Annotated in this window: 13 protein-coding genes; all 13 read right to left on the bottom strand. The window is 53.6% G+C overall.

The features are described 5' to 3' along the window. Window positions 1–330 (bottom strand): site-2 protease family protein (locus B2Y11_RS01265; protein WP_291055125.1); only part of this gene is annotated, 330 nt, incomplete at its 3' end. A 17-nt stretch (window positions 331–347) separates the two neighbouring features. Next, the gene (locus B2Y11_RS01260; protein ID WP_291055122.1) at window positions 348–1499 is read right to left on the bottom strand and encodes a 1-deoxy-D-xylulose-5-phosphate reductoisomerase; all 1152 of its coding nucleotides are present in this window, start codon (window positions 1497–1499) and stop codon (window positions 348–350) included. A gap of 20 nt (window positions 1500–1519) precedes the next feature. Continuing rightward, a complete protein-coding gene (locus tag B2Y11_RS01255; RefSeq protein WP_291055119.1) occupies window positions 1520–2350 on the bottom strand; it encodes a phosphatidate cytidylyltransferase in 831 nt (276 codons plus the stop codon). 51 nt (window positions 2351–2401) lie between these two features. Continuing rightward, window positions 2402–3187, bottom strand: coding sequence for an isoprenyl transferase (locus B2Y11_RS01250; protein WP_291055116.1), 786 nt, complete (start codon window positions 3185–3187; stop codon window positions 2402–2404). 96 nt (window positions 3188–3283) lie between these two features. Then, window positions 3284–3460 (bottom strand): 4Fe-4S binding protein, encoded by a 177-nt coding sequence (locus B2Y11_RS01245; protein ID WP_291055114.1) that lies wholly within the window; start codon window positions 3458–3460, stop codon window positions 3284–3286. Window position 3461: 1 nt separating this feature from the next. Further along, window positions 3462–3686: a hypothetical protein gene (locus tag B2Y11_RS01240; RefSeq protein ID WP_291055112.1), complete on the bottom strand. Its 225-nt coding sequence runs from the start codon at window positions 3684–3686 to the stop codon at window positions 3462–3464. 11 nt (window positions 3687–3697) lie between these two features. Continuing rightward, window positions 3698–4261, bottom strand: coding sequence for a ribosome recycling factor (gene frr / locus B2Y11_RS01235; protein ID WP_291055109.1), 564 nt, complete (start codon window positions 4259–4261; stop codon window positions 3698–3700). Next, a complete protein-coding gene (gene pyrH, locus B2Y11_RS01230) occupies window positions 4261–4989 on the bottom strand; it encodes a UMP kinase (protein ID WP_291055106.1) in 729 nt (242 codons plus the stop codon). Before pyrH ends, frr begins: the two co-directional genes overlap by 1 nt. 281 nt (window positions 4990–5270) lie before the next feature. Next, the gene (gene tsf / locus B2Y11_RS01225; RefSeq protein ID WP_291055103.1) at window positions 5271–6149 is read right to left on the bottom strand and encodes a translation elongation factor Ts; all 879 of its coding nucleotides are present in this window, start codon (window positions 6147–6149) and stop codon (window positions 5271–5273) included. Window positions 6150–6241: 92 nt separating this feature from the next. Beyond that, entirely contained in the window at window positions 6242–7009 is a 768-nt protein-coding gene (gene rpsB, locus B2Y11_RS01220; protein WP_291055100.1) for a 30S ribosomal protein S2, read from the bottom strand. 258 nt (window positions 7010–7267) lie between these two features. Continuing rightward, window positions 7268–8374, bottom strand: a complete 1107-nt coding sequence (locus tag B2Y11_RS01215) for an acyltransferase (protein ID WP_291055097.1) — start codon at window positions 8372–8374, stop codon at window positions 7268–7270. A gap of 708 nt (window positions 8375–9082) precedes the next feature. Further along, window positions 9083–12079: an AAA family ATPase gene (locus B2Y11_RS01210; RefSeq protein WP_291055094.1), complete on the bottom strand. Its 2997-nt coding sequence runs from the start codon at window positions 12077–12079 to the stop codon at window positions 9083–9085. Beyond that, complete coding sequence (locus tag B2Y11_RS01205; RefSeq protein WP_291055091.1) at window positions 12076–13344, bottom strand: metallophosphoesterase family protein; 1269 nt, start codon at window positions 13342–13344, stop codon at window positions 12076–12078. The genes B2Y11_RS01210 and B2Y11_RS01205 overlap by 4 nt, the downstream gene beginning before the upstream one ends. Between the last annotated feature and the right edge of the window lie 571 nt (window positions 13345–13915).

Raw genomic sequence — 13915 nt, 5'->3', positions numbered from 1 at the left:
GAAGATGAAGACCGGCAGCAGCAGGTTCATGAGGGAACCGGCCAGAATCACGAACATGCGGGCCCAGACGGATTTGGAATTGAACCCGCGGTCCAGGTCCGGCGGATCATCGGGATCCATGCCGGCAATGCGGTTATAGCCGCCCAAGGGCAGCAACCGTAAGGAATAGAGGGTCTCCCCCTTCTGTTTCTGCCAGATTTCCGGTCCGAAACCAATCGCGAATTCATCGACCCTCATATCGGTCAGCTTCGCCGTGATGAAGTGGCCGAACTCATGAATGGAGATGAGCACGCCGAAGACGAAGATGCAGGCCAGAATCGTTACAAACACTGAAAACTCCTTTCCCGTCACAGGCTGGCGATGAGGCCTTCCGTGTAACGGCGGGTTTGCGCGTCCGTCTCTTCAATCTGTTCGATGCCGGGACGGGATACGTTTCTGTGTGCGTCCACAGTACGCCGGATCAGTTCAGGGATGTCCAGATAGCGGATCCGTCCCTGCAGGAAGGCGTTGACACAGACTTCATTGGACGCGTTGAATACGCAGGGCAGCGTACCTCCTTCTTTCCCGCAGGCGATAGCGACGGCCAGGGCCGGGAACGTTTCCAGGTCCGGCTCGAGGAAGGTCAGGGGGCTGGCCTTGACCAGATCGAGCTGCCCGTAGGCGCTGGGATAACGGTCCGGGAACGAGAAAGCGTACTGGATGGGCAGCTTCATGTCGGGTATGCCCATCTGCGCGATGACGGCGCCGTCGCAGAACTCCACCAGGGAATGGACGATGCTCTGGGGGTGGATGACGACGTTGATTTTGCTGTAAGGTACATGGAAGAGCCAGTGGGCCTCTATGACTTCCAACCCTTTATTGGCCAGGGTCGAACTGTCGACGGTGACCTTCCTGCCCATGTTCCAGTTCGGATGGTGCAGGCTCTGCTCCACCGTCACATGGGCCAGTTCTTCCCGGCTCATGCCGAGGAAGGGACCGCCGGAAGCGGTCAGGATGATGCGCTTGACTTCGTCATGCGTACCGCTGCGCAGGGACTGGAAAATGGCGCTGTGTTCACTGTCCACAGGCGTCAGGCGGACATGGTTTTCCGCCACGGCTTCCATCACGAGGTGTCCCGCCGCCACCAGGGTTTCCTTATTGGCCAGGGCGATGTCCTTGCCGCTGTTGATGGCGGCGAGGGTGGGACGCAGGCCGGCGTAGCCGACCATGGCGCCGAGCACTGTATCCGTTTCTTCCCAGGTGGCGGCAGCCAGGAGGCCTTCTTCCCCGCTCAGGATTTCTGTCTTCCCATCATATTGCCGTTTCAGTTCCTCTGCCGCGGCAGGATCCGTCAGGACAGCTAGATCCGGCTTGAATTGGCGGATCTGTTCCAGCATCCGGTCCACGTTGCGGTGCGCCGCCAGGGCCCGCACCTTCAACCGGCCCGGATTGGCGGCGGCCACTTCCAGGGTCTGCCGGCCGATGGAACCGGTACTTCCGAGTATCGTGAGGTTCTTCATGTTTCCTCCCAAGGGTGCCGTCAGACACCTAAGAATTTCATGACGTAATACGCGGCCGGTGCCGCAAAGAGCAGGCTGTCCATCCGGTCCAGCACGCCGCCGTGTCCCGGGAAGAAGTTGCCCGAGTCCTTGATCTTAAAGGACCGTTTCAGGATGGATTCCACCAGGTCCCCGACAGGCGCGCAGAAGGCGACGGTCAGGCCCAGCAGGCAGGCTGCGGCAGCCGTCGCGCCCAGCCAGCAGTGCGCCATGGCGGCTGTAATGGCGAAAGACCATACAAACCCGGCTACGGCTCCCTCCATGGACTTTTTAGGACTGACGGAACAGAATTTGTGCTTGCCGAAAGCCATGCCGAAGAAATAGGCGAAGGTGTCGCTGGCCCAGGTACCTAGCAGGACCATCCATACGGCTGCCTCGCCCCTGGCGAAGGGAAGTCCCAGGACGGAGATGCCGGCACCCGGGTATTCACGCAGCAGGATCACATGGGCAAAAAGCAGTCCTGTGTAAAGCAACGCACAGGTTGAAAGGGAGGTATGGGCAGGCCAGTCCGTCTCGCCGTACTGGCAATGGCGGAACAATCCTTCGAAGAGGATGCCCAGGGTGGCGACGGTCAGGATGGGCAGCAGCAGGTCGGGACGTGCGAATCCGGCCGCTGCCTGCATGAGGAACACGGGCAGCGCCGAGGTCAGGATATATATGTCATGTCCCCTGGAGGCCGCCATACGGGCGAATTCACGCCAGCCTGTGACGGCCAGGAGCATGACGGCAGCCATGAAGAGCCAGCCGCCCCTGGTGACGATGAACACGGCGATAGGAATCCCGATGATGGCGGTTAAGATGCGTTTGAACACTTTTGTTTCAGTCCTTTGAACAGTTTTAGGTTGAACCTGCGGAAAGGCCGGTCATTTCTGGATCAAGCCGCCGAAACGGCGCTCGCGCTTCTGGAAGGAGGCGATGGCCTCCACCAGCATGGCCGGCGTAAAGTCGGGCCAACAGACCTTGGTGGTCCACATTTCCGCATAGGCAATCTGCCAGAGCAGGAAATTGCTGATCCGCTGGTCGCCGCCGGTGCGGATCAACAGATCGGGGTCCGGCAGACCGCGGGAATACAGATTATCTTCGAATACGGAGGCATCGATGGCATCTGCGGACAGGCTTCCGTCCTGGATGCGCGCGGCGATACCCTTTACGGCATGGAGGATTTCCGCCCTGCCGCCGTAGTTGATGGCTAAGTTTAAGATCAGGCCCGTGTTGTCCTTCGTCACCTCGGTGGCGTAATCCATCTTTTGGCAGATGACGCCGGGCAGCCCCTCGCGGGACCCCATGAAGCGGACCTGCACGTTGTTATCATGGAAGTCCTGGATTTCATTTGTCAGGTAACGGCTCAACAGCTCCATGATGAAATGGATTTCCGTGACGGGCCGTTTCCAGTTTTCCGTTGAAAACGCATAGGCAGTGATGATTTTGACCCCCAGGTCGTTGGCGGCCCGGACAATGGTCTTCAGGGTTTCGGCGCCGGCTTTATGACCGTACGTGCGCACTTTCCCCTGTGCTTTGGCCCAACGCCCGTTGCCATCCATGATGATGGCGATGTGCCGGGGGATGTTGTCTGCCCGGAGGCCGGCCGTATCCACGTCCACCGTGCAGGGCATGGGCTGAATCACATTTCCAAAGATTTGGTCGAACATAGATGGTCTCCTGTTGCAAGAGAAGGTCCGTAAAAACAAAACGGGCGGCCCTTCCCGCAAGGGAAGGGCGCCTGATTGTTTCAGACCGCGTCAGGTTTAATCCTGGCTGATGGCGCTGACCGGGCAGTTTGCAGCACAAGCGCCGCATTCCACGCAGGTACCGGCGTCAATCTCGTATTTGCCGTTGCCGTCTTCTTTCGGGGCGCCTACGGGGCAGACGCTGGCACAGGTACCGCAGCCTACGCAGGCGTCGGAGTCGATTTTGAATGCCATTTCAGTGAACCTCCCTTCTCTTCTTATACATGACAGTGATGACTGCTTTATGTTGAGGCAGCAGCTGCTGCCGGACAACATACGCTTTGAGGGTGGTACCGCCGTCTTCCTTGCCATAAGCCGGCGGCACCGTTCTGACTTCATATTCCCAATGCGCCTCACGCAGGGCTTCTTCCGCTTTTTCCAGCGGCAGGGACACTACATCCGGCGCGTCTGTTTCCTTCATAAGCCGGTGCCTCAGACTTCCATGATTTCCTTTTCTTTGGCGGCAATGACTTTGTCGACTTCCTTCATTACCTTGTCCGTCAGTTTCTGGGCCTGGTCCTGCCCGTCTTCGGAATCGTCTTCCGTGATGGTCTTCGCCTTTTCAGCCTTCTTGATGCCTTCGATGATGTCACGGCGCATATTGCGGATGGAGACGCGGGCCTCTTCCGTATGTTTGCGGGCCGTCTTGACGAGCTCCTTGCGGCGCTCTTCCGTCAGCATCGGCATGTTCAGGCGGATGCAGGTCCCGTCGCTGTTCGGGGTCAGACCCAGATCGGAAGCCATGATGGCACGGGACAGTTCCTTAATCATGGTCTTGTCCCACGGCGTGATGACGATCATGCGGGGTTCCGGAACGGTCACGTTGGCAACCTGGTTGATCGGCGTGGGCGCGCCGTAATAGTCCACGGTAACCTTGTTCAACAGTGCCGGAGTGGCACGGCCGGCGCGCAGGCTGGCCAGGTCTTCCTTCAGATGGGAAATGACCTTCTTCATTTTCGCTTCGTTCGCGGTGAGTAAATCCTCTACGACTGACATTATTGTTCGCCTCCTACGGTGGTTCCCACAACGGTTCCCTGAGCGGCTTTCAGGATGTTACCGGGGGTTTCGATGTTGAATACTACAATGGGGATGTCGTTGTCCATGCACAGGGAGATGGCCGTCGAGTCCATTACGTTCAGATGGCGGTTGATGACATCGATGTAATTGAGATGGTCGAATTTCCGGGCATCTTTGTGGACGGCCGGATCGGAATCATACACACCGTCGACGCCGTTCTTTCCCATGAGGATGGCATCGGCCTCAATTTCAGCGGCACGCAGGGCAGCCGTCGTGTCAGTGGAAAAATACGGATTGCCTGTGCCGGCCGCAAAAATGACGACACGTCCTTTTTCCAGGTGCCGGACTGCCCGGCGCCGGATGTAGGGTTCCGCAATCTGCCGCATCTCGATAGCCGTCTGGACACGTGTCGGGACATCGAGCTGCTCCAGGGCGTCCTGCAAGGCCAGGGAATTGATGACCGTCGCCAGCATGCCCATATAGTCGGCCTGCGCACGGTCCATACCCTTGTTGGCGCCCGAAAGGCCACGCCAGATGTTGCCGCCGCCGTTAACGACAGCGACTTCCAGCCCCCGTTCCTGCACTTCCTTGATCTGTCTGGCGATGGAATTGACGGTTTCCGGATTGATGCCGAATCCCTTCGCCCCTGCCAGGGCCTCCCCGCTGAGTTTCAGCACGACACGCCTGTATTTCAATTGATCGGTCACGTTGCCAGCCCTCCTGTTCCTCTTTATCTGTTTCTCTGTATGCTGCCCGCGTTCCGGGACGGAGCCTCCTGCCGGGACACAAGCAATATTGAAGGGCATTGAAGTTCGCCCCTTCATGTTGTGTTTATTATAGCACATCCGCCGCCTCTTGAAAAACTCCGGTGCCCTGAAAAAGCGATAAATTTGAAAAATGTCACAAAGCGCGGTTGAGGCAGGACGGCGTAAAAAAAGAGGACATCGTGCGATGTCCTCCTTCAGGTTTTGTGGATGTACGACGGGAATTACTTCTTGATGAAGGAAGCAACTTCTTCCGCAAAGTTTTCCTGCTTCTTTTCGATGCCTTCACCCAGCTGGAAACGGGCAAAACGGAGAACGTCCGCATTCTTGGACTTCAGGAGTTTGGCAATGGTGAGATCGCCGTCTTTAATGAATTCCTGGTCAACAAGGCATACTTCCTTGTAGTACTTGTTGATTCTGCCAAGAACCATCTTTTCGATGATCTTTTCAGGTTTGCCTTCGTTTCTTGCTTCCACTGCAAGAACTTCTTTTTCATGTTCGATTTCAGCCTGCGGAACTTCGGTGCGGTTAAGGTATGAAGGATTAGCTGCAGCGACCTGCATGGCAATGTCCTTGCCCAGTTCGTCGTCTCCGCCTTTAACTTCAACCAGAACGCCAATCTTGCCGCCGCCATGGATATAGCTGTAAACTTTGCCTTCAGCGCTTTCGTAACGTACGAAACGACGTACGGAAATGTTTTCGCCGATTTTAGCAACAGCTTCGGTTACGGTATCTTTAACAGTCTTGCCGTTCAGGTCGGATGCCAGGAGAGCTTCCACATCGGCAGGATTTACGGCAATAATCTGCTGGGCAATAGAGTGAGCCAGAGCTCTGAAGTCTTCGTTGCTTCCAACAAAGTCGGTTTCGCAGTTGACTTCAACGATGGTACCGGTTTTGCCATCTTCGGAGATAGCGGAAACTACAGCACCTTCAGCAGCTACGCGGCTTGCCTTCTTCGCAGCCTGGGACAGGCCCTTTTCGCGGAGAATATCAACAGCCTTGTCCATATCGCCTTCAGCTTCAACCAGTGCCTTTTTGCAGTCCATCATGCCTGCACCGGTTTTAGTACGCAGATCTTTTACCATACTAGCTGTGATTTTCATCTTATGACCTCCATCATAAAATTCAAGGTGTTTGTCAGATAAAGAGGGGGCAGTGCCCCGGGGGGGGGGTAAAGGGCCCCCGAACCATTAGATTATTCCTTGTCTTCAGCAGCAGCTTCTTCGGCCGGTGCTTCAGCAGCTTCACCTGCTTCTTCTGCAGCAGCTTCAGCTTCCTGCTGGCCCTGACGGCCTTCCAGAACAGCATCAGCCATTTTGCTGGTGAGCAGTCTTACAGCGCGGATAGCGTCATCGTTGGCAGGAATCGGGAAATCGATAACGTCGGGATCGCAGTTGGTATCAACGGTAGCAACAACGGGAATGTGGAGCTTATGAGCTTCAGCAACAGCGATTTCTTCCTTCTTGGAGTCGATAATGAAGATAGCTCCGGGCAGTCTCTTCATATCTTTGATACCGCCAAGGTTCTTTTCCAGCTTTTCCAGTTCTCTCTTCATAAGGATAACTTCCTTCTTCGGATACTGGTCAGTGGTGCCTTCTTCAAACATCTTTTCTAGTTCCTTCAGACGGTTGATACGGGTCTGGATGGTACGGAAATTGGTGAGCATGCCGCCGAGCCAGCGTTCATTTACATAGAACTGGTTGCAGCGGGTAGCTTCTTCCTTCACGGAATTCTGAGCCTGCTTCTTGGTGCCTACGAACAGAATCGGTTCACCCTTAGCTGCTACATCACGGATGAAAGCATAAGCTTCTTCAACCTTCTTCACGGTCTTCTGCAGATCAATGATGTAGATACCGTTGCGTTCGGTGAAAATGAACCGAGCCATCTTCGGGTTCCAGCGACGGGTCTGATGACCGAAATGAACGCCTGCTTCTAACAACTGTTTCATGGATACAACTGACATAATAAAAACCTCCTGTTAATAACCTCTGCCCGCTTCTTCTCCCATAACCACCCTGTCAGAGGGCACAGATATGAAATCCACGGACATGTGTACTTGTACTCAAGCTTTTCTATTTTATCAAAAAGAAATGGGAGATGCAAGGGGAAAATTTGACACCCCCTGCGGGTGTGCGGTTTTACCAGCCCGCAAGCATACAAAACCGATTTTATACAAATGAGAGGCAAAGCCCCCTTTGCGCCCGGAGCCGCTCCGCGGCTCTTATATTAATCTTTCAAAATATGGAATCTTCTTAATTCCCCATGTAATCACTACACCCAGGGCGTAGGCTATGCAGATCCAGATGACCGCATCGATGAAGGGGATGCGGTACATATATTTCAAAAGTACATGGGTGTAAATCACATGGGTGAGGTTTCTTGTAATTTCCTCAAAAAGCATGACGCCGAAGGACATACTGCCGAAGAATACCAGCGCCCTGGCCGCCTTTTCCGACACATGATGGTTGGAAAACCACCAGCGGCAGGTGCAGAAGAGGAAGGCTGTATTGAGGAAAAGGAAGGAGTCGTAGAACCGCTCTGAAATAGCTTCCGTCATGCCGCCGGCTACTACGCCGTGATACCAGGTCATGGTGCCTGCCACACAGGTGCCAAGGAGTGCCGCCATTCCCAGTTTCACCAGATTTCGTTTCGTCAGCCAGCTTTCCGGCAGCACATTTTCAATCCAGTAACCCATAAGAAAGTAGAAAGTCGGTTCGCTCACTGCCAGAAGGGGATTCAGGAAATAATTCATTTCCGCACTCCCTTTAAAGATAAGGAAGGAAATCACCGGCACCAGCCCTACAAAGAAGAGATTGAGACCGATCAGGTAAAGGTAAAGATTTTCATCCATGGCCTTCACCAGTTTCCTCCAGACAGGAAGCATGAGAAGGAAGGAAATGTAAATATAGAGAAAATAGTAAGCCGTAGCCAGGTCCGAGGTGTATAGCATGGTAAAGAACTTGGCAATGTGACCGGGAATGGAAAGAGGCAGGTTATGGTAGAACCATACATAGTTGATGAAGGAAAAAACAAAAATTACCTGCAGGAACCGCCATATCCTCTTCTTCCAGATTTTTGATACAGGTTCCTCTTTCCCCAGAAGGAGGGCGCCGGAAATCATAAAGAAAATAGGCACCGCCGTCTTCACCCAAAAAGGCACTGCCAGATAGAGGGGATAGAAAAAGGAAGCGGGCCGATTGATAAAAAGGGAAAATCCGGCAGTGGATGTATGGGTAAACATGACCAGCCAGATACAGAGAGCGCGAAGAAATTCAATATGGAGTTTCTTTTTCTTTCTTTCGGCAGAAACTGTTTTTTCTGTGTTCAATAGGATACCTTCTTTCTGCATCGCCTTTGCGGGCGATGAGGATTCTTGGGATGAATAGGCTTTTGGGACCCGGGGTCCAAGGGTTAGACAGCCCCCTGGGCCGAGGGTTGTGGTGGCGGCTTCGCCTTTGGACACACCTTCGGTGTGAAGGTTCAGAAGGTTCAAAAGGTTCAGAGGGTGGTGGTATCGCCCTCTCGGGCGATGAGTATGAAGTCAGCGTTACGGATTTACCTTTCTGTATCATACCTTATGAAAAGCATTACGTCGATCAGCCAACTCCGGTGGCTTTCCCCTTTTGGCGGCAAGGGAACTGGATTCACAGGAAAGCCCCGCGACCAGCGAATCCATTGATACGCTTCCCTGTGGCTAAAATGCCCCCCCAGTGGCAAAAGGGCGTACAAGGGTAAGCATACCAATGAAATCACTATCCTTCTAAGCGGGCCAGCTTTGCCAGACTTGGCAATTCTACGCAGAATTGCCACCCAAAGAAGGAGCCTGACGTTACGTGCTTACCCTTGCATCGCCAGTGATGTATGACGAAGTGCCAAAGCCGCCTTCCCTTGGAAGGCGAAAGTCCTGCAGCATTGTCGAATCAGGCTATTTTTCGAGTATAGCCTGCACATAAAACGAGCGCCTTAATGTCCGGCAGTGACGCCGAAGGTCCCCCCTCTTGGGTCCGGGAATACAACCTTCTGACGTTTGATGCCTCTACTGCCCTACCTGCTCGATCTGTCCGGCAGACAGATGGATGAACTCTCCTGTTCCCTTTTCATATCCTACTTCTTCTGCAATGTGCATGGTTCTTTCGTGGCAGGTGAAGAGGAAAATCTGCTGTTTCTTCCCCAGTTCCATAAGGAAGCGAAGAGTTTCCCGCTGCCGTTTTTCGTCAAAACGGACGAAAATGTCATCCAGCACAATGGGCAGCGGTTCGATCTGCTCTCCGAAGGAAAGGGCCATGGCTAGGCGGATGGCAAGGAATACCTGGTCGCCGGTGCCGGAGGACCAGATTTTTTCGTTTTTCACAGCATGGGTGCTGTCTTCGATGAAAATATCCTTTCCATTGTCTGCCATATGAAGGGAGTATTTCCCCATGGTCATGTCCTTCAGAAATTCATTGGCCATTTTCATGATCTGCGGCTGTCGGCCCGATTCGTAAATGGTCTGGGCCCGGGTCAAAAGTTCTTCGGTGTACATGAGGGTCAGCCATTCTTCCAGGGCGGATTTCAGTTCCGCTTCGATTTTTTCTTTTTTCTGGAGGGCACTGGTCATGGAGTCGTCTCCTGCCAGGCGGAAGATTTCGTTGTCGATGGCGCCCTGGGTTCTCTGGAGTTCGCCCAGTTTAGCCGATTCCTCTTCGATCCGGCGGGACAGTGTATTATGGGTTTCCATCCACTGGTCGTACTGGCCTGTTTCCAATGCATGCCAGAGGGCTTCAAATTCTTCTTCTCCGCCGGCGTACATGCGAAGGTCCTGTTTTACCCTTTCCCATTCCTTTGCAATCTGGTCATGATGTTCGTGGGCATTGACCTTTTCTGCAAATTCTTCCGCATTTTTAGCCTGAACAAGGTTCAGCAGGGTGTCCATTTCCCGTTGGCAGGAGGCCCAGCCTTCGTCCAGCTTGCCCATTTCCTTTTCATAGGCTTCGTGCTGCTTATTCTTTTCCTGCAGCGCTTCCCACTCCAGACTGCGGCGATGGTTTTCTTCGTAAATGTCGGCTATGCCATCGGGACTGACGGCGTAGGGAAGTCCGGTGGCCTTGATGATAGACTGGGCTCTTGCTGCAAAGGCATCCAGTTTGGCGTCGATCTGCTCCAGGCGGAAATCAAGGATTTTGCCCTTTCCTTCGGCGGAGTAAATCTTCTGCCACTGTTCCTGCAGGGCGGAAAGGTTTTCCGCTCCTGTTTTTGGAAGGCTGTTTCTTTTGAGCCAGTCGTTCCAGGCTTTTTCCGCCTTATTCCTTTTTTCGGTCAGGATTTCTCCTTCTTCTTCCCAATTTTTATGCTGCTGCATCTGTTTCCGGATGGTTTCCTTTTTCCAGGAAACGGCCTGGCGTTTTGCCTGGTCCTTGTAGAAACCGGACCGTTTTTCCTGCATCAGGTTATGGAAAGCTTTCAGTTCATCCACCGTCTTCGGTGCCTGGCCCGGGAATTTTTCGCTCATCTTTTCCCGCAGTGTTTCCAGCTCTTCTTTGCGAAGAGCCAGTTTTTCCAGGGTATTTCCCTTTTTATGGATAACATGGCTGTGAAGGTAGAAAAATAAGACAGCAAGGACTGCGGCGCCGCCGGCGCCGTACATGGACATAATGCCTGCCTTGGCCATGTAAAAGGCAGCTATGCTGCCCGCCGCCATGAGGACAAAGGCCATGCTGAGCCACAGCCAGGGAGTGAATTTTTTATCCTCCGTGGCGCTGATACTGTCCATTTCGGACTGCACGTCCGCTTCTTCATGAAGCACCTGCTCCAGCTCACTGGCCATGGATTCGATATTCTGCCAGTCGGACTCCGATTCTTCCTTTTCCGGCAGCTCCATGTCATCGGAAAGTTTTTCCACTTCCGGTTCCCGCTGCTCCCAGAAATGGAGCTCATTATTCCTGACGCCCAGGCTTTTGGAGAGACGTCTCCCCTCTTCCCAGTCCACGTTCACGCAGGGCTTATCCAGATTCAGGGCATGATCCCACAGGGGAAGGGAATAACCAAGATTGACGAAATCGATGCGCCAGTCCGATTTTTCCTTTTCCATTTCTTCAGCGTCCGCCATGGTCTGGCGCCACTGGCCCAGATCTACGTAGAGCTTTTCCAGCTCGTTTTCCACGCCCATCCAGGGAATGATTTCTTCTTTTTTCACAGGTTTGTAGGCATCCAGCTTTTCCTGCAGGGACTCTTTCTGGTCGTGAATCACCTTCATGCGGTTCATAAGCTGGTTCCACTGTTCCTTGCCGTTGGAGGGGAACATGGTAACCTGGGATGACAAATCCAGCTGGTGCTTCACGCTCACCGCCTGCTGATAGTATTTCCAGGCACCCAGCCGTTTTTCCAGGCGGCTGTTTTCTTCATTATCTTTGTCCAGCTTTAACTGCAGGTCGGCGATTTCCTTTTTCATTTCCTCCTGCCGGTGCTGGAGGTCGGAAAAATCCTTTTCCTGTCTGGAAAGGCCATCCAATTCTTTTTCCGCTTCTTCCAAGTCAGAAGCCAGCTGGTTGATTTTTCTCTTGCCCTGGGCACTGGAGGTGAAGAGTTTTCCCTTGGCTTCCTCCAGTTCTGCCTTGGCATTAGCCAGTTTGTCGCCGCCCTGGAGCATGAAGAAACGACTCCTCACGGTGTCGTTGGCCAGGAAGGAGGCGCCCTGCAGGTCTTCCAGACCTACGGCGAATATCTTTTCATAAATGGAACGGTTGAGACCGTGCCACCAGGCGGCAGGCAGGTCTTCCGTAAATTTCACATGGTTTGCATTTTCAAACCACTGCTCCTTTTCGTTCCGGAATACGCGGTAAAACTGGCCGTCGGAACGGACAAAGCCCATATTTCCTTTCCGCCCCTGCCACTTGCCCCTTCCGTAGCCGAAGAGCATATCCCGGATGAAACGGAGCATAGTGGTTTTACCGCTTTCATTTTCTCCCATTACGATATTGAGGGACGTCTGGGAGGGCTGCCAGGAGGCATCATGATAAATGCCGTACTGCTGGAGCTGAAGATCGGTAATTTTCATTTTTCCTCCTCTTTTGTCAGCATTTCCGCTCCCAGAAGCTCTGCTTTCTGAAAGGCATGAAGCAGGCTTTCATCAGAGAGGGAATGGAGCAGTTTTCTGTATCTCACAAGCTCCGGCTGCTGCTCAGCGATTTTACGGAGCTCTTCTTTTTTCTTTTCCTCATCCAACCGGTCTATTTCATAGAAGGCCTTCAGAAAATTTCCCGTCACATCAGGTAGTTCCCGTCTTTCCTTCAAGTCGATGGCACTCTTTGTCCTGTCTTCCAACCGGACAAACCAGGCAAAGAGGTAGCGGAACTGTTCCTTGTCGTTCAGTGACTGAAGGATGAAATCCCTGCCGTCCTCGGTGGACAGCACATCATGGAGAGGGCCGCTTCCGGTGCAGATAAGGCGAATGATATTGGGCCTTCCGGTGAGTTCCTTGAGGCCGCTTCTTCTCTTGGTTACTGCCTGGATCAGTTCTTCCGCCTGGGAATAGGCGGAAATATCCATGGTCATATCCATCCAGCGGATAGTGTCGGTTTCAATAAATTTCAAAGTCACCGTGCCGTAGGCTCCTACATCCACCAGATAGCATCCCCGGGGGCCTGTTTCCCGAAGGCTGAGGCCCTGGGTATTGCCAGGATATACAATGTAGGGGGACGTGGAAATGGTTTTGCGGGTATGCACGTGGCCCAGGGCCCAGTAATCCATGGCGGAAGCCTTCAGATCGTCTGTCGTGCAGGGGGCATAGGGCGAATCGGCACTTCCCACATCCGTATGGAGCATGCCGATGGCAAAGCCGTCCTCCTTTTCCCGGTGGAATTCTTGTGCCAGGTTTTCCTTCACGTGCCGGGTTTTATAGGAAATCCCGTAAATAGTGGCCGCCTTTTCCCCATCCTTCATCAGGGGAACGGCTTCCACATGGTCAGCGGGGAAAATATGAACTGTTTCCGGAAGCGGGATATCCGCCCGCCAGGCCTCGCCGGGGTCATGGTTCCCATGAACCATAAAAATCCGGATGCCCCCCTGGGCCGCCCGATAAAGCTCCCGGGCAAAGGCCATCTGGGCGGACAGACTGTGATGGTCGCCATTGTAAACATCGCCGGAAATCAGGATGGCATCCACCCGGTTCTCCAGGGCAGCATCCACCACCTTCTCAAAGGCTTTAAAAGTGGCCTTCCCTATCTGTTCATTCCAGGGACCGCTGCTTCCCATGCGGATATCGCTGAACGGTTCTCCCAAATGAAGATCAGCACAATGGATAAAAGAAAAATGTTTACCCATACGTCCTCCTTGTAAATTTCTTGTATATGTCTTTAGGGTTTCTTGTTTCTAGTTTCTAGTTTGAGGGTTCAAAAGGGTCAGAGGGTTCAGAAGGGAAGGTATCACCGCTTCGCGGCGATGAGTATAAAGTCAGCATTACGGGATTGGCTTTTATGTCTCAAATGCTGCATGGCGGAGAGCCGGAGCTTTATTGTGCCCCCGCACAGCGGGGTGGCAAGCGAACTTGGTTCGTAGGGGAGTGATAGCGACCTGAGAACCAAGTGAGACGCTTTCCCGTGGAGAAAGATGGTGGCGAAGCCACCAAAGGGGGAGCGCTTTTCCAACGCCCGCAAGGGCGGTTTGCCTGTTTTCCATCGGGTGAAGCCCGGTTGTAAAGGTTTTATTCATACCGGCGGCGGAGCCGCCCACCACAATCTTTGAGCGAAGCGAATACAACCTTTTTATACAACCCGCCTGCGCAGCAGGCCATAACCTGCGCCGCCTTTGGCGGCGCCACCTCCCCCCTCTGAACCTTTTGAACCAGCCCGCCTGAGGCGGGCCGCCCCCTCTTTAAGGAAGCGCTGATTAAATC

This window comes from Dialister sp. UBA1703, from assembly GCA_002320515.1.
Classification (GTDB): Bacteria; Bacillota; Negativicutes; order Veillonellales; family Dialisteraceae; genus Dialister.
Note: the sequence above shows the minus strand (reverse complement) of the source record. Positions and strands in the feature narration are given on the sequence as shown.